At 68.7% G+C, this 24,668-nt stretch carries 18 protein-coding genes; 5 read left to right on the top strand and 13 right to left on the bottom strand.

Annotated elements, in window-relative coordinates:
• The first annotated feature begins 108 nt into the window (after positions 1-108).
• Positions 109-1,047, top strand: coding sequence for a LysR substrate-binding domain-containing protein (locus ACF8ML_RS26670; protein WP_392408407.1), 939 nt, complete (start codon positions 109-111; stop codon positions 1,045-1,047).
• Between the two features lie 123 nt (positions 1,048-1,170).
• Here the strand turns inward: ACF8ML_RS26670 and ACF8ML_RS26665 are convergent, their stop codons facing one another.
• The 4 genes from ACF8ML_RS26665 to gorA all read right to left on the bottom strand — a co-directional run bounded on the left by ACF8ML_RS26665 (position 1,171) and on the right by gorA (position 5,796).
• Positions 1,171-2,406 carry an NAD(P)/FAD-dependent oxidoreductase gene (locus tag ACF8ML_RS26665; protein ID WP_392408406.1) on the bottom strand — a complete coding sequence of 412 codons (1,236 nt, stop codon included), beginning with the start codon at positions 2,404-2,406 and terminating at the stop codon, positions 1,171-1,173.
• Positions 2,403-3,455: a xylose isomerase gene (locus tag ACF8ML_RS26660; RefSeq protein ID WP_392408405.1), complete on the bottom strand. Its 1,053-nt coding sequence runs from the start codon at positions 3,453-3,455 to the stop codon at positions 2,403-2,405. Before ACF8ML_RS26660 ends, ACF8ML_RS26665 begins: the two co-directional genes overlap by 4 nt.
• Positions 3,456-3,569: 114 nt before the next feature.
• A complete protein-coding gene (locus ACF8ML_RS26655) occupies positions 3,570-3,824 on the bottom strand; it encodes a hypothetical protein (RefSeq protein ID WP_392408404.1) in 255 nt (84 codons plus the stop codon).
• 622 nt (positions 3,825-4,446) lie between these two features.
• Positions 4,447-5,796 carry a glutathione-disulfide reductase gene (gene gorA, locus ACF8ML_RS26650; RefSeq protein ID WP_016449732.1) on the bottom strand — a complete coding sequence of 450 codons (1,350 nt, stop codon included), beginning with the start codon at positions 5,794-5,796 and terminating at the stop codon, positions 4,447-4,449.
• Between the two features lie 391 nt (positions 5,797-6,187).
• Here gorA and ACF8ML_RS26645 point away from each other — a divergent pair, with 391 nt between their 5' ends.
• Positions 6,188-8,221, top strand: a complete 2,034-nt coding sequence (locus tag ACF8ML_RS26645) for an Ig-like domain-containing protein (protein WP_392408572.1) — start codon at positions 6,188-6,190, stop codon at positions 8,219-8,221.
• Between the two features lie 38 nt (positions 8,222-8,259).
• Here ACF8ML_RS26645 and ACF8ML_RS26640 read toward each other — a convergent pair whose 3' ends face one another.
• A complete protein-coding gene (locus ACF8ML_RS26640; RefSeq protein WP_392408403.1) occupies positions 8,260-9,348 on the bottom strand; it encodes a tartrate dehydrogenase in 1,089 nt (362 codons plus the stop codon).
• 130 nt (positions 9,349-9,478) lie between these two features.
• Here ACF8ML_RS26640 and ACF8ML_RS26635 point away from each other — a divergent pair, with 130 nt between their 5' ends.
• Entirely contained in the window at positions 9,479-10,393 is a 915-nt protein-coding gene (locus ACF8ML_RS26635) for a LysR substrate-binding domain-containing protein (protein WP_017406911.1), read from the top strand.
• 33 nt (positions 10,394-10,426) lie between these two features.
• On the opposite strand, the gene ACF8ML_RS26630 is transcribed toward ACF8ML_RS26635, so the two are convergent.
• The 3 genes from ACF8ML_RS26630 to ACF8ML_RS26620 form a co-directional block, all read right to left on the bottom strand.
• Positions 10,427-10,873, bottom strand: a complete 447-nt coding sequence (locus ACF8ML_RS26630) for a GatB/YqeY domain-containing protein (RefSeq protein ID WP_016449728.1) — start codon at positions 10,871-10,873, stop codon at positions 10,427-10,429.
• A gap of 117 nt (positions 10,874-10,990) precedes the next feature.
• Entirely contained in the window at positions 10,991-11,203 is a 213-nt protein-coding gene (rpsU, locus tag ACF8ML_RS26625; protein WP_003052999.1) for a 30S ribosomal protein S21, read from the bottom strand.
• Positions 11,204-11,368: 165 nt separating this feature from the next.
• Entirely contained in the window at positions 11,369-12,589 is a 1,221-nt protein-coding gene (locus ACF8ML_RS26620) for an NAD(P)/FAD-dependent oxidoreductase (RefSeq protein WP_392408402.1), read from the bottom strand.
• Between the two features lie 186 nt (positions 12,590-12,775).
• Between ACF8ML_RS26620 and ACF8ML_RS26615 the strand changes: the two genes are divergently transcribed.
• On the top strand, positions 12,776-13,279 hold the full coding sequence (locus tag ACF8ML_RS26615) for an acyl-CoA thioesterase (RefSeq protein ID WP_017406259.1): 504 nt from the start codon (positions 12,776-12,778) through the stop codon (positions 13,277-13,279).
• Here the strand turns inward: ACF8ML_RS26615 and ACF8ML_RS26610 are convergent.
• From ACF8ML_RS26610 to ACF8ML_RS26590, 5 genes are all read right to left on the bottom strand, one after another.
• Positions 13,266-16,223 (bottom strand): ATP-binding protein, encoded by a 2,958-nt coding sequence (locus tag ACF8ML_RS26610; protein WP_392408401.1) that lies wholly within the window; start codon positions 16,221-16,223, stop codon positions 13,266-13,268. The two genes, ACF8ML_RS26615 and ACF8ML_RS26610, sit on opposite strands and share 14 nt — an antisense overlap.
• A 252-nt stretch (positions 16,224-16,475) precedes the next feature.
• A complete protein-coding gene (gene cobA / locus ACF8ML_RS26605) occupies positions 16,476-17,288 on the bottom strand; it encodes a uroporphyrinogen-III C-methyltransferase (RefSeq protein WP_016453800.1) in 813 nt (270 codons plus the stop codon).
• 26 nt (positions 17,289-17,314) lie between these two features.
• Positions 17,315-18,229: a DNA-binding protein YbiB gene (ybiB, locus tag ACF8ML_RS26600; protein WP_034367674.1), complete on the bottom strand. Its 915-nt coding sequence runs from the start codon at positions 18,227-18,229 to the stop codon at positions 17,315-17,317.
• A 98-nt stretch (positions 18,230-18,327) separates the two neighbouring features.
• Positions 18,328-21,165, bottom strand: a complete 2,838-nt coding sequence (locus ACF8ML_RS26595; protein WP_392408399.1) for a molybdopterin-dependent oxidoreductase — start codon at positions 21,163-21,165, stop codon at positions 18,328-18,330.
• A 50-nt stretch (positions 21,166-21,215) separates the two neighbouring features.
• Entirely contained in the window at positions 21,216-22,487 is a 1,272-nt protein-coding gene (locus tag ACF8ML_RS26590; protein WP_392408398.1) for an NAD(P)/FAD-dependent oxidoreductase, read from the bottom strand.
• A gap of 414 nt (positions 22,488-22,901) precedes the next feature.
• Between ACF8ML_RS26590 and ACF8ML_RS26585 the strand changes: the two genes are divergently transcribed.
• Positions 22,902-24,590 (top strand): PAS domain-containing methyl-accepting chemotaxis protein, encoded by a 1,689-nt coding sequence (locus ACF8ML_RS26585; protein ID WP_016449720.1) that lies wholly within the window; start codon positions 22,902-22,904, stop codon positions 24,588-24,590.
• The last annotated feature ends 78 nt before the right edge of the window (positions 24,591-24,668 follow it).

The following is a 24,668-nucleotide window of genomic DNA, read 5'->3' as shown; positions in this document are numbered from 1 at the left end:
CCCTGTGATCCGGGCCTTGGGCTGACTGGCGCGATTGTTCAGCGCCTGATCATGACAATCCAATGAAAAGATAGACTGGCTTCATAACCTCAAAGCTATGAAGACCCCATGAGCAAGATTGACCGCGTGCTGCGCTCCAACCTCAAGCTGCGCCATCTGCAGCTGCTGGTGGCGCTGGACCAGTTCCGCCACCTGGGCCGCGCCGCCGAGTTCCTGGCCGTGACCCAGCCCGCCGTCTCCAAGACCCTGGCCGAGATCGAGCGCATGCTGGACATGACGCTGTTCGAGCGCTCCACGCGCGGCACCGAGCCCACGGCCGCCGGCGTCAGCATGGTGCGCTTTGCGCGCTCGGTGCTGGCGGGCTTCGAACGCACGCGCGATGAAATGGCGGCCGAGGCCAGCGGCACACGCGGGCGCACCAGCGTGGGCGCCATGGTCGTGGCCACGCCCGTGCTGCTGGCCCGGGCCGTCGAGCAGTTGAAGGTGCGATCGGCCCAGACCACGGTGCTGGTCGAGGAGGGCGATCTCACGCGGCTGCTGCCCAAGCTGCGCATGGGCGAGCTGGACCTGTTCGTGGGCCGGCTCGAACCCGGCTATGCCTCGCCCGACCTGGAGACCGAAGCCCTGTACGACGAGCCCATGGTCGCCGTCGTGCGCCCCGGCCATGCGTTGCTGGCGCAGCCTGCGAGCTGGCAGGCGCTGGCCGACATGCCCTGCGTCATGCCCCCGCCCTGGGCATCGCTGCGCGTGAAGCTGGAGCAGCAGTTCTTCGCCCACGGCCTGCATCCTCCGGCCGATCTGGTGGAGTCCGCCTCATTCCTGTCGCAGATCAGCTTCCTGCACCAGCGCGGCGCCGTGGCCTTCATGGCGCGCGGCGTGGCCGGGCATTTCGCGCAGCAGGGGCTGGTCGCCGTGCTGGACCTGCCCGTGCCCGTCGACCTGCCGCCCGTGGGCCTGATCACCCTGCGCGGCCAGCCGATGACGGCGACGACGCGGTTGCTGGTGGAGTGTTTGCGGGCGGTGGGGCGCAGCCTGGCAACGCGCTGATACTGCGGCTGCGGCTGCATTGGCGCTGCGCCACCGGCGCCGCCGCATTCGGCATGAGGCTCTGTCCCTCCGCGGCCTGCACCGCATGCTCGCTGCCGCCGTGCTCCATGAAGGCAATGGAGATCATGACGTGAGTGGGGCTTTGGAGGGGAGCGTTGGGAAACCGGGGTCGGCGCAGTGCGTGGCGGCGATGGCCTTGCGCGCAGCCATGAATTCGCCCGGCGAATTCACGCATTCGGCGGCGCACAGCTGGCCGCCGCGCAGGTGCAGGACGGCGAACCTGCCGCTGGCCGGGTTGCCGCGCAGCACGGTCTGGTCGCCCTGGCCGGGCAGGCCGGCGATCTGCAGCCTGGTGTCGTACTGATCGGACCAGAACCAGGGCGTTTCATGGGCGGGCAGTTCGCTGCCCGTGATGGCGCAGGCCGCGCGCCGGGCCTGTTCGAGCGCGCTGGGCACGCTTTCGAGCCGGTGCAGCCCGGGGTAGCCGGCCAGCGGGCGGCGCGTGGCATCGCCTATGGCGTAGATGCCGCTCATGGCGGTGCGGCCTTCGCCATCCACGGCAATGCCGTCGGCGCAGTCCAGGCCGAGGGATTGCGCCAGTTCCATGCAGGGCGCCGCGCCCACGCCGATGAGCACGGCATCGCACTCCAGTCGGGAGCCATCGGCCATCCACAGGGCCGTGATGCGGGTGGGGCTGTCTCCCTGGATGGCGGCGACCGCTGCATTGAAATGCACCTCCACGCCCTGGCCTGCATGCAGCTGCAGCAGATGCGCAGCCATCTGCGGCGAGGCGCTGCGCGTCAGCAGCCTGCCTTCGCGCTCGATGATCCGGACCTGCACGCCCAGCTTGCGGGCCGTGGAAGCGATTTCGAGGCCCGCATAGCCGCCGCCGATGATGGCCAGGCAGCGTGCGGTCTGCAGATGGCTCCGCAGCGCCTGCGCGTCTTCCATGGTGCGCAGGTAGGTGATGCCAGGCCGCTCATCCCCGGGCAGGACCAGCCAGCGCGGCGCGGAGCCTGTGGCAATGACCAGGTGTTCGTAGTGCAGCACCGATCCGTCGTTCAGCGCCACCTGCCGCGAGCCCGGCTCTATGGCCATGGCGCGCATGCCCGGGCGCAGGGCGATGGCCTGGTCCGCGGAGGCGCCGGCGGGCCGCGGCAACAGCTCGTCCGGGCCCATGGCCTGCTGCAGCCATGCCCTGGACAGCGGCGGGCGCAGGTAGGGCGGCAGGTCCTCGCCGCCGACCACAGTGATCGGACCCGGGTGGCCGTACTGGCGCAGCAGGGCGGCCAGGGTGCCACCGGCGTGTCCGGCGCCGATGATGACGGCATGGCCTTGGGGGTGTTGTGCGGGGTTCATGCTGCACCTTCGCAGGAGGCCCGGAGTACGGGGCGGGCGCAGATCTCGTCCCAGGCTTGCCGCATGAAGCGCGCGGCCGCCACGTTCTGCTCCAGCAGGTCATAGCCTGCGCCCAGGCCGTAGTCGGGGAGATTGATGAATTCGGTGGTGAGGTAGCGCAGCGGGCTGTGCGGCTGCGCATGGTGGCAGGCCAGCACCTTGCGGATGGCCTCTTTGGAGGGCTCCAGCAGGTAGGCATGCCAGGGCGAATGCCATTCGCCGGGTCCGGGCCGCAGCATGGGGTACTGGATGCCCCGTCCCGGGCTGCCGTCCTCGTCGCGGTGCCACAGGTTCAGGGGCTGGTTGGTGCCGGCCGCGCGCAGCTGGGCCCAGCGCACGATGCCCATGTCCAGCCATTGTTCGCACAGCGAGCCGGGCTCGAACGGGTCCAGCACCAGTTCGCCGCGCTCGAGCAGCCCGCGCACGCCCGACCGGTCCAGCTCGGCCGGGTTGCCGATCTTGAAGTTCACATGGCTGTAGTCCAGCGTGAAGTGAAAGGGCACGCCGCGTGCCTGCACGCGCCCGGCCACGCTGCGCACGCGCAGGAAGTCTTCGGTCCACGTGTTCACATGCAGCGCGAAGCTGGGCTCCACGCCCAGGCCCATGGCGTCGTCATAGACCCGCAGATAGTGTTCGGCGATTTCCACATCGGACAGCACATGGCCGTCGCGGTGGTGCTTGAAGGTCATGATGTTGTGGCAGCGCACGCCGATCTCGCGGCAGATGCGCAGGTTGCCGGCCAGCAGGACCTCGTCCTCGCCCAGGCGGTAGAACCAGCTGGCGGTGTGCACGGGCAGCTTGAATTCGGCGATGGCCGACTCGTAGTCGGCCAGCTGGTGGCGCAGCGGCAGGCGGTCGAAGCAGTCGAACACGCCGGTCTCGCTGACGAGGCGGAACTGCTCGCGTATGGGCAGCTCCTGCAGGCCGATGGGCTGGTGGCGCGAGGAGCGCTGCACGCCACGGCCGTTGCAGCCGATGGGCGGGAGGGTGGGGCGGGGGGCTTCGTGCATGACCTGCTCCTCAGCCGCCCGTGGGCGCGCCCACGATCATGCGGTCCGCCGGCAGAGGGTGGCCAGCGTTGCGCGACCCGGTCAACGGGGACCGGGCATCGAGTACATCGGTTGTCATGGATCTGTCTCCTTGTTGAGTGTGGTGTTGCGCCCCGGCCGCTGCTCAGCCCCATAGGCGCTGCGGGCCAAGAAGGCGTCATCGGCCAAGCGGCTCCCGGCGCCGCTGCCCGCACGGTGGAAGGCCTCCAGCGCGAACACTGCTTTCAGCCTGCTGCCCAGCGCGTGCGTTTGCCGCAGGGGCCAGAAGCTGGCCTGCATGCCGCCTGGCGCGGGCTCGCCATGCCCTGTCTTCGAATGCAGTCTGGGCATGGGATGTCTCCTGGGCTCCGATCGCGGCTGTCGACCCATGGCTGCTGGGTTGATGCGGAAAATCAAGGTGTATACACTCTAATTAAGTCGGATTGCCTACAAAGAAACACCAAGGCTTTCCATGGAGCAATGCCTCTTTTTCCCCGCGTACAAGGATTGTGAATTTTTCGATTTGACTTGACTATCGGGAAAATACTTTATTTGTTTTTGACTATTGAATTGGGTGTTTGAGCGTAGGCGCTTGAAATTCCCGCGGTGGACGGATGTTTCCACCGGGGCCAGCGTGGCGACGCAGGACCCTGGACGGTGGCAATGCACCGCAAGCAGCTGAAATGTCAGCGCACAGCCATGCCGGCAGCGCCGGCATGCAGGAGCAGGAGGTCCATGTCGGGGGAAGGAAAAGGGGAAGGAAAAGGAGAAGGAGAAGCGGAGCCGGCTGCGGATCGCGCGCAGCTTGCGGCTGCCACCAGCGTCCGCGAGGCTGGCGTCAGGAGCACGGCGCAGATCGGCCTGCTCACGGCCATTCCCGATGCCTCCGCCGACCTGGGCGGCTTCGCGCTCGCCCGGCGCGTGTCCTGCCCAGGGCGGTGGTCAACCGCCGAAGGCAGGTGGTGCGCGCCGTTCAGCGCATGGTCACGAACTCTTCTGCCGCCGTGGGGTGGATGGCCACGGTGTCGTCGAAGTCGCGCTTGGTGGCGCCCATCTTGAGCGCCACGGCAAAGCCCTGCAGCATCTCGTCCATCCCCAGGCCGATGCCGTGTATGCCCACGATGCGTTCCTCGGGGCCCACGCAGACCAGCTTCATGCGCGCGGGCTGGCGGTGGCGCGTGACCGCCGTGTACATGGCGGTGAAGGCCGACTGGTAGATCTTGACCTGATCGTCGCCAAATCGCTCGCGCGCCTGCGGCTCGGTCAGGCCCACGGTGCCGATGGGCGGGTGGCTGAAGACCACGGTGGGCACGTTGTCGTAGTCCAGGTGCTCGCCGGTCTTGCCGTTGAACAGGCGCTCGGACAGGCGCCGGCCTGCGGCCACGGCCACGGGCGTGAGTTCGATGCGGCCCGTGATGTCGCCCACGGCGTGGATGCCGGGCACATTGGTGTCCTGGAACTTGTCCACCGCGATGTGGCCGCTGTCCTGCAGCGCCACGCCTGCGGCCTCCAGGTTCAGGCCCGAGGTGTCGGGCCTGCGGCCCACGGCCCAGACCACGCAGTCCACGGTGTGGCTGCTGCCGTCCTGCAGTTGCAGGTCCAGGCTGCCGTCGGCATTGCGGACCACGGCCTTCGGGGTGGCCTGGCGGTGCACGGCGGGGCCTTCGGCCTCCATGATCTCCATCAGGGTCTGGCTCAGCAGCGGATCGAATCCGCGCAGTGCCGAGTTCTGGCGCAGGAACAGATGGGTCTGCGAGCCCAGCGCGTGCAGCACGCCGGCAATCTCCACGGCGATATAGCCGGCACCCACCACGGCCGTGCGCGCAGGCAGGGCCTTGAGGGCGAAGAAGCCGTCGGAGTCGATGCCCAGCTCGGCGCCAGGTATGTCGGGCCGTGCCGGGCGCGTGCCCGTGGCGATGAGGATGTGGTCGGCACTGAGCCGCTGGCCGCCCACCTCCACGGTGCGCGCATCCACGAAGCGGCCAAAGCCCTGGATCAGCTCGACCTTGTTGCGTGCCAGGCCGCTTTCATACGAGGCATGGATGCGGTCGATGTAGGCGCTGCGGCTGTCCAGCAGGCGCTGCCAGTCCAGGCCCTCGACGGTGGCATCCCAGCCGTAGTCGGGGCCGTAGCGGTGCATGGCCTCGCCGATCTGGGCCGCATGCCACATGACCTTCTTGGGCACGCAGCCCACGTTGACGCAGGTGCCGCCGATCTCGCCGGCTTCGATCAGCGCGCAGTGGCGCCCGTGCATGGCGGCGCGGTTGGCCGATGCAATGCCGCCGCTGCCGCCGCCGATGACGATGTAGTCGTAGTGCTTCATGGAGATTCCGTGCTGTGTCTGAGCGGCCCGAATGCCGCAGCCGGCCATCTTGCCCTGTTCGCCGGCCAGGGGCCTGCGGCGGGGGCAATGCCGCCATCTCCGCGCCCAGACGACGGCCCGGTTGGACGGCGTATCGCCGCTTTGCAGGGCCGGGGGCAGCAGGCGTTTGGTGGCAAATGAACGGACGGTGGCGCGGCAGCCCGCGTTGCGCAGGGGGCGGGACGCACTGTCAAGAAAAGCGCAACGCGCAGTCAAGGCGCGGGCAGGTGCGGCCGCTAGGCTCCTGCATTGCCGGTACCCCCGGCACGGACCAGAAGAACAGCAAGTTGAAACGGGAGTGCATGTGAGAGAACGAGGCAGTCGCCTTCAGGCGGAATTTTCCAGGGCCATGATGCCGTGGGTGGTGGTATTCAGAGCCGGCCTGCATTGCGTCGCGGCCGTGGCCGCGCCGGCGCAGGGGCTGGTCATGACGGGCTACCAGACGCAGTCCAACGCTTGGTATACGTCCATGGTGACCGAATACACGTTCAGCGTGGGCGGCGTGGTGCAGCAAGGCGGCTCGCCGCCCTCCACTGCGGATTGGGTCACCCCTTCCAACTACTGGGATGACGGCTGGGGTCTCAACAGTTGGAACGAGGACTACACATACAGCTACCAGGGCCAGGTCCTGCGGACGACCGATCCCATGGGAATTCCCGCAGCGGCAGCCTGGGCCACGATCAGCTCCTTTCAGATCGAGGGGTCCTCCCTCCCGCGCCCCATCGACAGCACTGTTTTCCACTATTCGCTCGATGGCATCCAGACCCTGCTCGCCATGGACGCATCGTCCATCCCCGCCAATGCGGTCTGGGCGGGTCTGTCATCCCTGTCCGATGGGTGGCATGCAGCGCAAAACCCTGGGTTTGCCGGCTATGTGCTGGGCCGCCCGGTCTTCAGTCTGGCTCCCGTCGTCGACCCGCAGGCGGGCGGCGTGACGGCCAAGGCCCGCGTGGCGCTGGACCGGGACGGCACGGGCTACTGGCAGGTGCTTGCTGCGGCCGCCGCGGCGCCGGATGCCGCCACGCTGCAGGCCGGCGGCTCCCCGGTCGGCATGACGGCAGGCGTGGTCCACGATATCGATATCGGGGGGCTGGCGGTGAATACGGCCTACAGGCTGCACTTCATCGCCAGGGATGGCGCAGGCCGCGTGCAGCCGGATGTGGCCAGCGTGCCCTTCACCACGCTCAGGCTGGAGCAGAGCATCGACTTTGCGCAGCCGTCGGCGCAAACCTTCGGCACGACATTCACGCCCGTTGCAACGGCTACCTCCGGCCTGGCCGTGACGTTTTCCGCATCTGCGCCAGAGGTTTGCACCGTCGATGCCGCAGGGGTGTTCAGCTTCCATTCCGCAGGCACTTGCACGATGACGGCCCGGCAGGGCGGCGACGCGACCTATGGTCCCGCCCCCGAGGTGGCTTACCCGGTGACGGTGCAGCCTGCTGCGCAGAACATCGTCTGGAGCATGCCGGCGCCCCTGGTCGTGGATGCACGGGTGGCTCTGAGCGCCGCCGGCGGTGGCTCGTCCCAGGCCGTGCAGTTCAGCTCCCTGACGCCGGCGGCGTGCTCCGTCAGCGGTGCCGAGGTGTCCGGCAGGCTGGCGGGTACGGACAACTGCCTGCTGGCCGCCGATCAGCAGGGGGATGTCAACCATCTGCCTGCGGCCCGGCAAGTCCTGTCCCTGAGCATCGGCAAGGGCCCGCAGGCCATTGCCTTCACTTCCGTGGCGCCAGCGGCCGCCAAGGTGGGCGATACCTATGCCGTGGCAGCAACGGGCGGGGCTTCCGGCAAGGCGGTGGTGTTCTCCGTGGATGCGGCGACGGCTGCCCATTGCACCATCGCGGGCGGTTCTGTCTCCTTCATTGCGCCGGGACCCTGCCGCATCCTGGCAGACCAGGCCGGCGATGCGAACTACGAGGCGGCGGCAAGGCAGCAGCAAAGCGTGCAGATCGCCCAGGCCACAACCACCCTGGCGATCACCTCGACCCCCAACCCTTCCCGGCCCGGCGACGATGTGACCATCAGCGTGTCGGCCGTGACCGGGGCGCAGGACCGACGGGGGGCGCTGCGGGCGATGGCGGCGGCGCTCCCCTCGGGCAGCATCACGGTCTCGTACAACGGGGCGCAGCTGGGGTCGGCGCCCCTGGTTGGCGGCGCCGCCAGCATCACGGTCCGGCTGCCCGTGGCGGCCGGATCCCACGGCCTTGTGGTCGACTACAGCGGGGATGCAGTCCACGCCCCGATGAGCCAGGGCTTCACACAGGCCGTGGTGGCGGCGCCGGTGCCCACGCCTGTGCCGGCCCTGCACACCGTGGCGCTGGTCATGCTGAGCCTGCTGGCGGCCGGGATGGGGGCCGGCAGGCTGCGCAGGGGCCGCATGGGCGGGTAGGCCGGGCTGCCGGGCGGCATGAACCCCGGCGCGGCGCCTCAGGCGGCAGCGATGCGCCGGGCGATGGTCTGGCCCACCTCGGTGGTGCTGGCCGTGCCGCCCAGGTCGGGCGTGCGCGGGCCGCTCCTGATGACTTCCTCGATGGCCGAGACGATGGCGTCGTGCGCCGCGCGGCCTGCGCCCTGGCCGTGGGTCAGGAAGTCCAGCATCAGCGCCGCCGACCAGACCATGGCGATGGGGTTGGCGATGTTCTTGCCGTAGATGTCGGGCGCCGAGCCGTGCACGGGCTCGAACAGGCTGGGGAAGCTGCGGTCGGGGTTGAGGTTGGCCGAGGGGGCCAGGCCGATGGTGCCCGTGGTGGCCGGGCCCAGGTCGCTGAGGATGTCGCCGAACAGGTTGGTGGCGGCCACCACGTCGAAGCGGCCCGGCTGCAGCACGAAGCGCGCGGTCAGGATGTCGATGTGCTGCTTGTCCAGCGTGACTTCCGGGTAGGCCTTGGCCACGTCCTCGGCGCGCTGGTCCCACCAGGGCATGCTGATGGCGATGCCGTTGCTCTTGGTGGCCAGGGTGACGTGCTTGCGCTCGCGGCTTTGGGCCAGGTCGAAGGCGTACTTGAGCAGGCGCTCGGCACCCTTGCGCGAGTAGACCGATTCCTGGATCACGATCTCGCGGTCCGTGCCCTCGTACATGATGCCGCCCAGCGAGGTGTACTCGCCTTCGGTGTTCTCGCGCACCACGTAGTAGTCGATGTCGCCGGGCTTGCGGCCGGCCAGCGGGCAGGGCACGCCTTCGAACAGGCGAACGGGGCGCAGGTTGATGTACTGGTCGAACTCGCGGCGGAACTTGAGCAGCGAGCCCCACAGCGAGACATGGTCGGGCACGGTGGCGGGCCAGCCCACGGCGCCGAAGAAGATGGCATCCATGCCGGACAGCTGCGCCTTCCAGTCGTCGGGCATCATTTTTCCGTGGGCCAGGTAGTAGTCGCAGTGGGCCCAGTCGAAATGGTGGAATTCGAGCTTGATCGCAAAGCGGCTGGCGGCAGCTTCCAGGGCGCGCAGGCCTTCGGGCATGACTTCCTTGCCAATGCCGTCACCGGCGATGACGGCGATCTTGAATGTGTCTTGCATGGTGTCTGTCCTTGGATCGAATGGATGGATATGAAGCGGCGCCGCTGACAGCCTGGCCGCATGCATGGCATTGTTGGCTGCGCCAGGGCTAAATACAATCGGCCAACTGTGGTTCCATTATTTACAGATCGTGAATAAACAGCCGTCTCCCGAAGACCTGCGCGTCTTCACCGTGGTGGCCCGCAAATCCGGCTTTGCCGCTGCGGCCGAGGAATTGGGGGCTTCGCCCGCCTATGTGAGCAAGCGCATCCGCCTGCTGGAGGAAGAGCTGGGCGTGAAGCTGCTGCACCGCACCACGCGCCGCGTGGCCGTGACCGAGGAGGGCGAGCGCGTCTTCCACTGGGCGCAGCGCATCCTCGACGACATGGACCAGCTGATGCAGGAGGTGGCCATCACGCGCAGCGAGCCGCGCGGCCTGCTGCGCGTGAGCAGCAGCTTCGGTTTCGGGCGGCATGTGATCGCGCCCGCGCTTTCCAGGCTGGTGGAGCGCCATCCGGGGCTGCAGGTGCGGCTGGACGTGTTCGACCGGCTGGTGGATGTGGCGGGCGAGGGCTTCGATCTGGATGTGCGCGTGGGCGACGAGATCGCGCCCCACCTGATTGCGCGGCGCCTGGCCGACAACCACCGCGTGCTGTGCGCCGCGCCTGCCTACCTGGCGCGCCGTGGCACGCCGCGCACGCCGGCCGAACTGTCGGCCCATGACTGCCTGGCCATCAAGGAGCGCGACCAGGCCTTTGGCGTGTGGCGGCTGCGCGCGGGCGCGGCCGAGCAGGCGGTGAAGGTCACGGGGCCGCTGTCGGCCAACAACGGCGAGATGGTGGTGCAGTGGGCCGTGGACGGTCGCGGCATTGCGCTGCGCTCGCTATGGGATGTGGGCGCCCATCTGCAGGCCGGGCGCCTGGTGCAGGTGTTGCCCGAATGGCGGCAGGAGGCCAATGTCTGGGCTGTGTATCCGACGCGGCTGCAGCTGTCGGCCAAGGTGCGGGTGTGCGTGGAGTTCCTGCAGGAACACTTCAAGAAGGAGTGGATGGCAGCCGCTCCCTGAGCGGGGCGGCTGCTGCAGCGGACTGGCCGGGGATCAGCCTGCCAGGGCAGCCTTCACTGCGGCGGAGACCTGGCCCATGTCGGCCTTGCCTGCCAGTTGCGCCTTGACCGCGCCCATGACCTTGCCCATGTCGCCGGGGCCGGATGCGCCCAGTTCGGCCACGATGGCCTTGACGGCGGTGGCCACTTCCTCGGCCGACATGCGCTCGGGCAGGTAGGCGGTCAGCACGGCCATCTCGGCCTTTTCCTTGTCGGCCAGGTCCTGGCGGCCCGCGCCCTCGAAGGCGGCGATGCTGTCCTTGCGCTGCTTGATCAGCTTGTCCACGATGGCGATGACGGCGGCGTCGTCCAGCTCGATGCGCTCATCGACTTCCTTTTGCTTCATCGCTGCCTGCAGCAGGCGGATGGTGCCCAGGCGCTCGCTGTCCTTGGCGCGCATGGCGGTCTTCATGTCTTCGGTGATCTGGGCCTTGAGGCTCATGGCTTTTCTCCTGAGGTGATGGCGTCGGAAAACACGGAACAAAAAAACAAAAAACCCGCGCCTGGCGTCCCGAGCGCGGGTTTTGCGGCTGACGAGAGCCGGCTGGTCAAGGGCTGATCAGTACAGCTTCTTGGGCAGCTGCATGCTGCGAACGCGCTTGTAGTGACGCTTGACGGCGGCAGCCTTCTTGCGCTTGCGTTCGGCAGTGGGCTTCTCGTAGAACTCGCGAGCGCGCAGGTCGGTCAGCAGGCCGAGCTTTTCGATGGTGCGCTTGAAGCGGCGCAGGGCAACTTCATAGGGCTCGTTTTCTTTTACGCGGATGGTGGTCATTAGCTAGATTTCCAGATATCTGTGCTGACAGCGGGTTCCCGGGAAGATCGGGCCTGAGAGCCATGTTCAGCGGTTGGTCCCCGTCCAAAGTTAACTAGTATTGGCCGACGGGGCGATTGCCAGCAAAGCGGGCGATTATACGCGAGACGAAAGCGGTCTGACAAATCAGGCAGAAGGCAAGGCCTGCGCACAGGCGTACCCACTGGCCCAGGCCCATTGGAAGTTGTATCCGCCGAGCCAGCCGGTGATATCCACCACTTCGCCAATGCAGTACAGGCCCGGCTGGGTCTTGCATTCCATGGTCTGCTGCGAGAGCGCCCGCGTGTCCACGCCGCCCAGCGTCACTTCCGCCTTCTTGTAGCCTTCCGTGCCCGTGGGCACGATCTCCCAGCGTGACAGGCGCTCGGCCAGCTGGTTCAGGGCCTTGTCGGAGGCTTCGGCGATGGGGCGCTGCCAGGCAGCATCCTGCTGCACCCAGGCATCGGCCAGTCGCGAGGGCAGCCACTGCGCCAGTTCATTGGCGATGAGCTTGCGCGAGCGCGACTTGGCCCTGAGCAGCTCGCCCTGCAGGTCCACCTCGGGCGCGAGGTTGATGCTCAGGGGCGTGCCGGGCTTCCAGTAGCTCGATATCTGCAGCACGGCCGGGCCCGACAGGCCCCGGTGCGTGAACAGCAGGTCTTCCATGAAGGCCATGCGCTCTTTCTTGCTACCGGTGCTGATCTCCACGGGCAGGGCCAGGCCCGCGAGCTGGGCGTAGGGGGCCCAGGCGTCGCCATCGAAGGTCAGCGGCACCAGGCCCGGCGTGCGTTCGACCAGGGGCAGGCCGAATTGCTGGGCCAGGCGGTAGCCGAAGTCGGTGGCGCCGATCTTGGGGATGGACAGGCCGCCCGTGGCGATGACCAGGCTGGGCGCCTGCACGGCGCCCCGGCTGGTCTGCAGGCGGTATTGGCCGTCCGAGTGCGCCACGGAATCGACCTTGCAGAGCTGCCAGCGCTGCACGCCGCCGGCCTGGCATTCGGCCAGCAGCATGGCGATGATGTCCTCGGCCGAGCGGTCGGCAAACAGCTGGCCCTTGTGCTTTTCATGGTGGGCGATGCCGTGCCTGTCCATGAGCGCAATGAAGTCGGCCGGCGTGTAGCGCGACAGGGCCGAGCGGCAGAACTGCGGGTTGCCGCCCACGAAGTGCTTGTGCGGCGCACGCACGTCCAAGTCGCGGTTGGTGAAGTTGCAACGGCCGCCGCCCGAGATGCGGATCTTCTCGGCCACCTTCTCCGCGTGGTCCAGGAGCAGCACCGACAGGCCCCGCTGTCCGGCCTGGGCCGCACAGAACAGACCGGCCGCGCCGGCGCCGATGACGATGGCGTCGAAAGAGAGGGAAGAGGTCACAAAAGCGTCACTCGGGGGGCAAAAGGGGCGCCCATTCTCGCGCACTTGAGCCAGCCCTTCGCGTGCCCTGTGAAACTGGCGTGTCCTGAAGCCAGGGACACCGAGGAAGGGCCGCCCCGCACCGAGGGTGTCGTCCCCCTCTGGGGGAAGGCGCGCAGCGACTCAGGGGGGACCTAAAATCCAGCGATGAATTTCCCATCGCACCAGCTGAGCATGACCGTGCTCATGTCGCCCGACATGGCGAACTTTTCGGGCAACGTCCATGGCGGCGCCGTTCTCAAGCAGCTCGACCAGGTGGCCTATGCCTGCGCCAGCCGCTACGCGGGCCGCTATGTGGTCACGCTGAGCGTGGACCAGGTGATGTTCCTGCAGCCCATCCACGTGGGCGAGCTGGTGACGTTCCTGGCCAGCGTCAACCACACGGGCAAGTCGTCGATGGAGATCGGCATCAAGGTGGTGGCCGAGGACATCCGCACCCAGGTGGTGCGCCATGTGAACAGCTGCTTTTTCACCATGGTGGCCGTGGACGAGAACAAGCAGCCGGCCGCCGTGCCGACGCTGGTGCCGTCCAACGACGAGGAAAGGCGCCGCTGGCAGGCTGCGCTGATCCGCAAGGACCTGCGCCGCGAGCTGGCCCAGCGCTTCGAGCAAAGCCGCGTGACGGCCAGCAGCACGGTCAGGCCGGGCTGAGCGTGGAGGGCGCGGCGGGCGGCAGATGCCAGGTGCCGGGCGTGCCGCCCTGCAGCTCGTTCCGCACCTGTTCGATGACGCGCCTGAGGTCTTCCATGGCAGCCGGCTTGGACAGCACCTCGTCGGCGCCGGCCTGCAGGTAGCGCAGCGCTTCGGAGGCTTCGGGGCTGGCGGTCAGTGCGATCACGCGGCAGCGGCGCAGCTGGTTTTCGGCCTCGCGCTGGCGCAGGCGCCGGATGAACTCGAAGCCGTCCATGAGCGGCATGCGTCCATCGGTGATGATGAGATCGAAGGACTCGACCAGGCAGCGTGCCCAGGCTTCCTGTCCATCGCCGGCCAGGCAGATGCCGTGGCCCAGCGCGGCCAGCTGGCTCTTGAGCAGCTCGCGGTTGAACAGATAGTCTTCCACGGCCAGGATTCTGAGGTCGGACCCGGGCTGTGATGCGGGCAGGGGCTCGGCACTGGCCTGGGGCTTTCCTTGCAGCGCCACCGAGGCGGGCAGGACCAGGGGCAATATTCCCTCTGACGCGGGCGTGACGTCGGCCTGCATGCGATGGTCCGGCTCCACCAGTGGCAGGCTCAGCCTGACCGTGAAGCGCGAGCCTCGGCCCGGTGCGCTGTCCACCGTGATGGTTCCCCCCATGTGCTCCAGCAGGCGCCGCGTGATGCTCAGGCCCAGGCCGCTGCCAAAGGCCCTGTCCTGGTGGGCGCCTTCCACCTGCGAGAAGGGCTGGAACAGCCGGGCCTGGTCCTGCGGCGCAATGCCGATGCCCGTGTCCTCGACCTCCATCTGCAGCAGCAGGCGGTCATGCCGGCTGGCGCCATGCGCGCGCAGGGTGACGCTGCCGCGCTCGGTGAACTTGATGGCATTGCTGAGCAGGTTGAACAGCACCTGCTTGAGATGCAGCGGGTCGGCCGTCACGCTGTGGTCCACGCCGCTGCCCACTTCGGTGCGCAGCGACAGCCGCTTGCCGTGGGCCAGGCCTTGCAGCAGCGGGGCCATGTCTTCGATCAGCGGGCGCAGTGCCACGGGCTGGAGCGTGGAGTCGATATGGCCCGACTCGATGCGGTGCAGATCCAGCACATTGCCCAGCAACAGCAGCATGCCCTGGGCGGCCTTGTGGGCGGAGGCCAGCATATCGCGGTGGGGCAGGCCGAGCTTTTCCCGGTCCTGCGCCAGTTCCAGCAGGCCGATGACGGCGCTCAGCGGCGTGCGTATCTCGTGGCTGGTGGTGGACAGAAACAGGCTCTTGGCCTGGTTGGCGGCCTCGGCGCGCCGCTCGGCCCGGCGTGTCCTGCGCATCTGGCGGCTCAGGTAAAAGCCCCAGACCAGTGAGATGAACGTGACCAGGGCCAGCGCCCCGGCCAGCAGCAGCAGGCGCTGGCGGTGCTCGCGCCAGAAGCTCGCGCCGTTGCCGTTATGGTGCGGCGCCCAGTGGTGGACGATTTCGGCCACCTCTTCGGGTGCGATGGACAGCTGGGCCTTTTCCAGGATGCCCAGCAGTTCAGGTTCGGCGGCGTGCACGGCCAGGCTGATGGGGCGGGTGTAGTCGTCCAGGATGCCGGTGAGCTGCAGCCGGCTGCCCAATTGCTGGGCGTTGGCATAGCGCGCCGCGTAGTCGTTGCCCACGAAGGCATCGCTGTCATTGGCCGCCACGCTGGCCAGGGCCTGGGTCAGGTCGGCATACAGCTGCAGCCGTATGCTCGGATGTTCCCTGCGCACCGTGCTTTCGAGAAAGAAGCCCGCCACCATGGCCACGCGCTTGCCCTCCAGTCGCTGGAGGTGGTGTATGGGCTTGTCGCGCGGGGTGCCTGCGTTGGCCTCGGGCCGGGCCATCACCACGACCGTGCTGCGCAGATAGGGCGGCAGCAGCCTGATATCGGGCGAGGCCGTGGGCGGCGAGGTGTACGCCGGGGTGAGCAGGGCCTTGCCGGAGCCCAGCATGGTTTCGAGTTCGGAATAGTTGCGCGCGGCGATGTACTCGAACTGCAGGCCGGCGCGGCGGCTGATCAGGTCCAGGTAGTCGGGGCCGATGCCCTGGGCCTGGCGGTCGGCATCGAGCTGTCCCAGCGGACCCAGCGAGCCGTTGAGGACCACGGGAATGCGCGGATGGGCATCCAGCCACTGCTTTTCCGAGGGCGTCAGCGCCACGCGGTCGCCGCCCAGCAGCGGGCGGCGGCTTCCACTCCAGCTGCGCAGGATGTCGTCGCCGTGCTGCACGGTGATGCTGGGCAGGGCCTGGTCCAGGTAGGCCTTCAGCTGTGCATCGCCATGCCTCACCAGCATGCCGAAGCCACGGCTTTCTATGGGCGCAAAGCCCTGCACGCGCAGGTTGAGCAGGTAGTTGGCCTGGATCAGGTAGTGCACCGTGACCGTGTCGCCGACGAAGCCGTCGATCTCGCCCAGGCTCAGCGCCTCCAGCGCGCGGCGGGGTGTTTCATAGGTCAGCAGCTCGCTGAGGGGGTAGGCGGCAGCCACCTGGGAGCGCAGCAGCTGGTCGGGCGTCATGGCCAGCCGCGCACCCCGGCGCCGGGCGTCGAAGGGAGCATTCGACGGGGAGACCAGCACGGGCTGGCTGGGCAGGTAGGGCACGCTCAGGGCCAGGTCGGCGCGCTCGGCTTCCAGCTCGGTGCCGCCGCAGGCCAGGTCGATCTCGCCGCGGCGCAGCGCATCGAGCACGGCCGCACGCGATCCATAGGACTTGAAGCGCACGGGCGTGGGAAAAAGCAGGCCCAGGTGGTCGGCCGTGATGCCCTGGAAGCGATCGCCATCGATCATGCCCAGCGGCGGATGGTCCGGCGTGGAAATGCCCAGCGTCAGCGGCCCGCGCGCCTGCAGCCATTGGCGGTGCGCAGGCGTGAGCCAGGGCTTGGCGCCTGCCGTGACGCGCGTGGCCAGCACCATGTCGGAGCCGCTGGCCAGGCCGGGCATGGGCATGGCCATGCCAAGTGCGCAGCCGGCCAGCAGTTGGGCCGCCAGGTGTCGGCATGCCGGCCACCATGCCTGCGTCGCTGTGGAAGTGAGAGTACGGCTTGATGTTTTCATTGAATCCCCCGGTGGCGCTGCCGCCGTCCGGCGCAGCTGACGGCCTGCGAAAACGGTCTAGACGCTGTTTTCGGCAACCAACAGGAGATTTTTAATTAAAACTAATGATTTTATCTATCGATAGATTTTTTCTTTGTTGCAGCTAGGCACTCAGGCGGCAGCAACCGCAGGGTTGGGCTGCTCCTGGGGTTCGGCCATTGCCCGAATGCCATGGACCACATCTCCAACGACGATGACGCTGGGGCTGCCCAGGCCGGTGTCGGCAATGCATTGCACAAGCGTGTCCAGCGTGGCCAGTGCATGGCGCTGCTGCGGCAGGCTGGCGTGCTGGATCACGGCCACGGGCGTGGCGGCGGGCAGGCCGTGCAGCAGCTCGGCGCGGATGTGTTCCACGCTGCTCACGCCCATGTAGATCACCAGGGTGAGCCGGGCATCGCGCGCGGTGGCGGCCAGCTGGCGCCAGTCCGTGCCGCTGTCGCCGGGCTTGGCGTGGCCGGTGATGAAGACCACGCCGTGCGCCCGGTCGCGGTGCGTGAGCGGCGCGCCCAGGCTGGTGAGCCCGGCCAGGCCGGCCGTGATGCCGTTGACGACCTGGACCTCGATGCCGGCCTCGCGCAGATGCTCCACCTCTTCGCCGCCGCGCCCGAAGATGAAGGGGTCGCCGCCTTTGAGGCGCACCACCGTCTCGCCATCCTGCACGGCGGACAGCATGAGCTTTTCGATGAAGGCCTGGGGCGTGCTCTTGCAGCCGCCGCGCTTGCCCACGTAGACGATGCGCGCCGTGGGCGAGGCATGGGCCACGATGGCATCGCTGACCAGGTCATCGACCAGCAGCACGGTGGCCGCCTGTATGGCCTTGAGGGCCTTGATGGTCAGCAGCTCCGGGTCGCCGGGGCCGGCGCCGACCAGGGTGCAGCTGCCGCGCCGGGCGGTGTTTGCGGGGGTGTGGGACGGGGTCGTCATGGCGGGGCTCCGTTTTTCTGGGGTGTTCAGCGAATCTGATCGGCAAGGTGGACGATGTGTTCCACCTGGCGCGTGAGCGCCGGCGGCACGGGCAGGCGGCCCGCAAGCACGTCCTCGGTGTAGCGCGCCGTGGTGTCCACGTCGATCTCGGCGGGCAGGCCCGGGATTTCGGAGGCCGTGCCGCTTTGCTGCTCGGCCAGCAGCTGGTGGGCGCCTGCGACGAATCCGTCGTAGCGCGGCAGCCGGCGCGGGTCGGCCGCGACCTCGCCTTCCAGCCCGCGCGAGAGCAGCACATTCATGCCCAGCGTCCCGAAGGTGCCGTGCAGCATGGGCAGGTACTCGGGATGGGTGTAGGCCGTCACCAGCAAGGACGGGCCGTCGCAGGGCGCCAGCAGCTTGACCACGCTGTGGCCCGGATTGCGCAGGCCGATGACCTCGCGTACGGACAGCAGCCGGGCCAGCGCCGGATGCAGGTGTTCGGTATGCAGATGGGCCACCTGGCCGCCATCGAGTGCCTGGGGTGCCTGCAGCGGCGCAATGCCCAGCGCCTGCAGCACATCGCTGGCCAGGATGCGCCGCGCCTCGGTGCGCATGCCGTGCAGCAGCACGGGCAGGCCTTCGCGCGCCAGCAGCAGGGCCAGCAGGGGCGTGAGCACGGGCAGGCGGCGCGCGCCGTTGTAGCTGGGCAGCACGATCACGGGGCGGCCATGGGCCGAGGCGGGAAAGCGCGCGGCGCGCGCATGCACGGCATCCAGGAAGCCGCTCATCTCCTCGACCGTCTCGCCCTTGATGCGCATGGCGATGCAGAAGGCGCCGATCTCCAGATCGGTGACGCCCCCGTCCAGCACCTGGCCGAACAGGTCGGCGGCCTGCGCGCGCTCCAGCGCCTTGGCTCCGCGTGCGCCGCGGCCTATTTCCTTGATGTATTGGCTGATGCCCATGGCGTGGTGATCGTGGGTGGAATCCTGTGGGCGCATATTTTCCCGCAGGTTTCATTACTTTTCGCTATATATGCAAACCTGTCGTTCCATGGCCTCTTTCATGCCGCCTGCGGGCTGGGCGCAACGGGGATGTGGCGCACCAGGCGCTTGAGTTCAGGCAGGCAGGAGCCGCAGTTGGTGCCGCAGCGCAATTGGCCTTGCAAAGCGGCCAGGCGGGCATCGTCGCTGCCCTCGCAGCGCGCAAGCACGCCTTCGATGGCGGCCTCGTCCACGTCGAAGCACGCGCAGACCTGGCGCGTGCGCTGCGCCAGGGGCAGCGGTGCCGAGGCCGAGGACATGAGCAGCAGGCGCCCATAGTCCTGGGCCGGCAACTGGTCCTTCAGCAGGGTGCCCAGCCAGCTGCCGGCGCGCGTGTCTCCGGCCAGCAGCAAGGCTTCGACCGTGGTGGACAGGCTGGTGCGGTCCAGCCGCAGCGCACGGCTGTGCTGGCGGCGGCGGTCGCTGTAGCGCAGGGTGTCGGCGGCATCCAGGCCCAGCAGGGACTCGATCTGCGCGATGAGGGCGTCGTCGGGCGCCTCATGCGCGGCGGCGCGCAGCAGCACGCCGTGGCGGGCGCGGGCGGCGTCCTGCAGCGGCACGGCATTGCCGAAAGGCACGCAGCTGGCGAAACCGAAGCGCGGCATGAGGGCAGACAGCTGCTCGCGCACGGCCAGCACGCGGTCCTCGGGCAGCCAGGCCATGGCCAGCAGGGTCCAGGGCAGAGCGGCCTTTTGCAGCTTGACGGCCGTGTGCTTGAGTTCAGGCTGCTTGGATGCGGGGCAGAAGGCCGGCGTGGTCAGTGCGTTGAGGCCCCCCGTGGCCGTGCCGCCCAGGTACTCGCCGCCCCAGTGCATGGCCATGAAGAGCTGGGAGGGCGCGAGCGTGGCATCGGGCTGCACCGGCACCAGCAGGGCACCGCGGCGGCTGCTCACCTGCACCAGGTCGCCCGCGCGCAGGCCGCGCTCGGCCATGTCCTGCGGATGCATCTGCACACTGGGCTCGGCAGCCTGGCCGAACAGTCGTCCCAGCTGGCCCGTGCGGCTCATGCCGTGCCACTGGTCGCGCAGCCGGCCCGTGGTCAGGCTGAAGGGGTAGCTCGCATCGGGCGACTCGGCCAGCGGCTGCCAGGGCAGCAGGGCAAAGCGGGCGCGTCCATCGGGCGTGGGAAAGCGGCCGTCTTCGTAGAGCCGTGCGCGGCCCAGGGCTGCGCCTTCGGGCAGCGGCCATTGCTGGGGGCCTTGCGCGTCCAGCAGATCCCAGGACAGGCCGGTGATGTCCAGGTCACGCCCGCGCGTGCTTTCGCGGTGCTCGTTCCAGATGGCTTCGGCGCCTGCGGCGGCGTCCTCGGTGTCGTAGGGGAAGAGGCTGGGCCGGCCCGGGCGCAGCCGCGTTTCCATGCGCCGCGCGCAGTCCACGGCGATGCGCCAGTCATGGCGCGCGGCGCCCGGTGCGGCCACGGCGGGGCGCACGCGCGAAATGCGCCTTTCGCTGTTGGTCACCGTGCCGATCTTCTCGCCCCAGGTGGTGGCGGGCAGCAGCAGGTCGGCGTAGGCGCAGGTGGCGGTGGTGGCAAAGGCCTCCTGCACGATGACGAATTCGGCCCGCTGCAGTGCGCGCCGCACCAGGGCCTGGTCGGGCATGCTTTGCGCGGGGTTGGTGCAGGCTATCCACAGCGCGCGGATCTCGCCCTCGGCGGCGGCCTCGAACATCTCCACGGCGGTCTTGCCAGGGCGGGGCGGCACGGCGTCCACGCCCCACAGGGCGGCCACTTCGGCGCGGTGGGCGGGGTTGGCCAGGTCGCGGTGGGCCGACAGCAGATTGGCCAGCCCGCCCACCTCGCGCCCGCCCATGGCATTGGGCTGGCCCGTGAGCGAGAACGGTCCCGCGCCTGCGCGCCCGATCTGGCCCGTGGCCAGGTGCAGGCCGATCAGCGCGGCGTTCTTGGCCGTGCCGTTGCTGCTCTGGTTCAGGCCCTGGCAGTACAGGCTGAGCGTTGCGCCACGGGCGGCGCCGTCCCGCGCATCTCCTCCCAGCGCGAACCACTGCGCGGCCTGGAAAAGGTCGTGGCGGGGCAGGCCGCAGACCTCGCTCACGCGCTCGGGCGTGGCCTGTCCGAGCAGGGCCTGCAGGTCGGCAAAGCCGCTGGTGTGGCGCGCGATGTAGGCCCGGTCCAGCCAGCCTTCCAGCTCCATGATGTGCAGCATGCCGTGGAACAGCAGGGTGTCGCTGCCGGGGCGCAGCGGCAGGAAGAGGTCGGCCATGCCGGCCGTGTCGGTGCGGCGTGGGTCGGCCACGATGATCTTCATCTGCGGCCGCGCGGCACGCGCCTGCTCGATGCGCCGCGTGAGCACGGGATGGGCCCATGCCGCGTTGCTGCCCACGATGAACAGGCAGTCCGCATGGTCCACGTCCTCGTAGCAGGCCGGCGGCGCGTCGGCGCCCAGCGTGGCCTTGTAGCCCGCCACGGCGCTGCTCATGCACAGGCGCGAGTTGGTGTCGATGTTGTTGGTGCCGATCAGGCCCTTGGCCAGCTTGTTGAAGACGTAGTAGTCCTCGGTCAGCAACTGGCCGCTCACATACAGGCCCACGGCATCGGGGCCGTGCTCCTGCACGATGGAGGCCAGCCTGCCGGCTGCCAGGTCCAGCGCGGCATCCCAGCTGATGTCCCGGGGCGCTGCCCCGCGCGTGGTGCGCAGGGCGGGCTGCAGCAGCCGGGTCTGCCGCGCCAGGGCGGGCGAGGCCGTCAGATGCAGCGTGCTGCCCTTGGTGCACAGGCGCCCGTGATTGGCCGGATGCGCCGGGTCGCCACGCACGCCCGTGATGCGCGCACCATCGCTTTCGATGATGACGCCGCAGCCTGTGCCGCAATAGGGGCAGGTGGATCGGGTTTCTTGCATGGTGGGCCTGGGGTGGATGAGGGAAGGGCAGGGCACGGGGGCGGGCGCCGTCACGGGCCGCTGGCCGGGTCGGCCTGGCTGGCCTGGCTGGCCTGGCTGGCTTGACTTTCGCCGAACATGAGGCGGTCGCGCAGTTCCTGCACTGCCACGCCATCGCGCAACAGGCGGAAGTACCAGCCACCGTCCTCGGTGTCGCCATACAGGCAGGCGCCGACCAGCCTGTCACCGCGCAGCACCAGCTTGCGGTACACGCCCGCGCCGGGGTCGCTGAGCACGATTTCCTCCGTGCCGTCGTCGCCGCGAAAGTCGCCTGCGCTGAACAGATGAATGCCCGTGACCTTGAGCTTGGCCGAGGTCTGCGAGCCCGGGTAGCGGCCGATGCCGATTTCGGCCAGGTGGTTGGCCAGCACCTTGCCCTGCTCGAACAGCGGCGCCACCAGCCCGTAGGCCACGCCCCGGTGCGCCGCGCATTCGCCCACGGCATAGATGCGCGGGTCGGTCACGGTCTGCAGCGTGTCGCTGACCACGATGCCGCGCTGCACGTGCAGGTGCATCTGCTCGGCCAGCGTGGTCTCGGGCCGGATGCCCACGGCCATGACCACGAGCGAGGCCGGCGCATCGCGCCCGTCCTGCAGGTGCACGCAGGCCACGCGGCCCCGGCCATCGCCCGTCAGCGCGCGGGTCTGGGCCTGCATCAGAAAGCGCATGCCGCGCTCGGCCAGCGAGGCCTGCAGCAAGGCGGCGGCGGTCTCGTCCAGCTGGCGGTCCAGCAGGCGCTCGCCCGCATGCACCACGGTAACCTCCATGCCGCGCTTCATGAGGCCGTTGGCGGCCTCCAGGCCCAGCAGGCCGCCGCCGATGACCACCGCCTGGCGGTGGCTGGCGGCCGCCGCGATCATGGCCTGGGTGTCGGCAATGTCGCGGTAGCCGAGCACGCCTTCCAGCTCGCGCCCGGGCACGGGCAGCATGAAGGGGCGCGATCCCGTGGCCAGGATCAGGCGGTCGTACCCGGCGCTCACCGGCTGTCCGGCCGCGTCCACGGCGTGCACCACGCGGCGCGCCCGGTCCACCGCATGCACGCGGCAGCCTGCATGCAAGGTGATGCCGTGCCGGGCATACCAGGACCAGTCGTTGAGGATGATTTCGTCCAGCTGCTGCTCGCCCGCCAGCACCGGCGACAGCATGATGCGGTTGTAGTTGGGGTGCGGCTCGGCGCCGAACACGGTGATCTCGTAGAGGTCGGGCGCGATCCTGAGCAGCTCTTCCAGCGTGCGCACGCCGGCCATGCCGTTGCCCACCATCACCAGCCTGGATTTCTTCATTGCGCCCCCGCATCGGTTCGAAAAGCAAAAAGGCGTCATCCCCACTGCGCGGCTGCTGCCTGCGCGCGGGTTGACGCCTTTGTCCCTGGGGCAGTGGCACCTCGTTGCGCCTTGCCCCCATGGCCTGCAATGGCCACGCACGGGATGAAGCAAGCGGCATGCCAGGGCGCGCAGCCCTGCGCGGGCGCTGTCCTCGGGGCTGCCGCCCGGCGGCCGAGCCATGGTGGTGCGTCGCATGCCTCAAGGCGGTGCGCCCGCTATCGAGAGCGCGCAATCAGATGTCTGAATCGAATGGAGGTTTTGTGGCGATTTGTTTCAAATGCGACGAATCGGGGTACAACAAGCCACCGGGTCCTGCAGTAAGCCAGGGCCGCAATGACGTGAAGGATTTTTCTTCTTCAAGGGACCACGCCTATGAGAGTGAATCTGCCAGTCAGCACGCGTGAATACGCATTTCCCAAGGGCCAGACCCTGGTGTCCACCACGGACCTGAAGGGGCGCATCCTCTACTGCAACCCGATGTTCATCGAGGTCAGCGGCTACGAGCGCGAAGAACTGCTGGGCCAGCCCCACAACATGATCCGCCACCCCGACATGCCCGAGGAAGCCTTCCGCGACATGTGGGCCACCATCTCGGCCGGACTGCCCTGGTCGGCGCCCGTGAAGAACCGGCGCAAGAACGGCGACTTCTACTGGGTCATGGCCAATGTCACGCCGCTGATGGAAGGCGACCGGCCCTCGGGCTACATGTCGGTGCGCACCGAGGCCACGCGCGAGCAGACGGATGCGGCCGAGCGCCTCTACGCCACCATGCGCGCCGAAAAGGACGCAGGGCGCAAGGTCCACGTGCTGCGCGCCGGCCATCTGGTGCGCAACAACCTGCGCGGACGCCTTGCCAGCGCGCTGAGCCTGGGCCTGGCAGGCAAGCTGGTGCTGATCTTCTTCCTGGTGGTGGCGGCGGCCTTTGGCGCGGCGATGGCGGGAGGGCACACGCTGGATGCATGGTCCGCGCTGGCCTGGCTGGCGGTCTGCATCTTCACGGGGCTGGCCGGGGCCTGGGCGTACCGGCTGACCGTGGCGCCGCTGGCGCAGATGGTGCTGCAGGCCAACCGCCTGGCGGCCGGCGACCTGACGCAGACCATACGCATCACGCGCAAGGACGTGGTGGGCGATCTGCAGAAGGCGCTGAGCCAGCTCAATGTGAACCTGCTGTCCATCGTGCGCGATGCGCGCGAGGAAAGCGACAAGATGCAGATCTCCACGCGGGAAATCGCGCAGGGCAACCAGGACCTGTCCGCGCGCACGGAAACCCAGGCCGGCAACCTGCAGCAGACGGCGGCGTCGATGGAGGAGATCACGGGCACGGTCAAGCACACGGCCGAGTCGGCGCGCCAGGCCACGGACCTGGCCACCCAGGCCAGCGAGGTGGCCGAGCGCAGCAGCGGCGCCGTCGACGGCGTGGCGGCCACCATGAAGCAGATCCAGGCCGCGTCGGGGCGCATCGGCGAGATCACGCAGCTCATCGACTCCATCGCCTTCCAGACCAACATCCTGGCGCTGAACGCCGCCGTGGAGGCCGCGCGCGCGGGCGACCAGGGCCGGGGCTTTGCGGTGGTGGCGGCCGAAGTGCGCAGCCTCTCGCAGCGCACGCAGGCAGCGGCCAAGGAGATCCGCGAACTCATAGACGACTCCGCCGCCAAGGTGCTGGATGGCAATCAGCGCACCGAGGTCGCGCAGAAAACCATGACCGAATCGCTGGACCTGGTGCGGCGCGTGAACCTGCTGATCGGCGAAATCCACAGCGCCTCCAACGAGCAGCTCAGCGGCATCTCGCAGGTCAACGCGGCCGTGGCGCATCTGGACAACATCACGCAGCAGAACGCGGCGCTGGTGGAGCAGAACGCGGCATCGGCCATGGCCTTGCAGGCCCAGGCGCAGACCGTGTCGGAGACCGTGCAGGTCTTCCGGCTGGACGCCACGGCCCGGGCACCGGCGGCCGTGGCCGACGCAGTGGCGCTGCGCCGGTCCATGAAGGCGCAGGCGCCGCTGCCGCCGCTGCGGCCGCCGCGCACCCAGCCGCAGCCGGCGCTGACCACGGGCTGAGCGCGATCCGGGCGCTGGAAAACATCGTTGACACTTGGGGCGCTGCGCCGTCATGCCCGCTGCACCGGCCGGCGCTAC

It is taken from the genome of Delftia sp. WSY_10 (assembly GCF_043104705.1).
In the GTDB taxonomy this organism is placed as follows: domain Bacteria; phylum Pseudomonadota; class Gammaproteobacteria; order Burkholderiales; family Burkholderiaceae_C; genus Comamonas; species Comamonas tsuruhatensis.
Note: the sequence above shows the minus strand (reverse complement) of the source record. Positions and strands in the feature narration are given on the sequence as shown.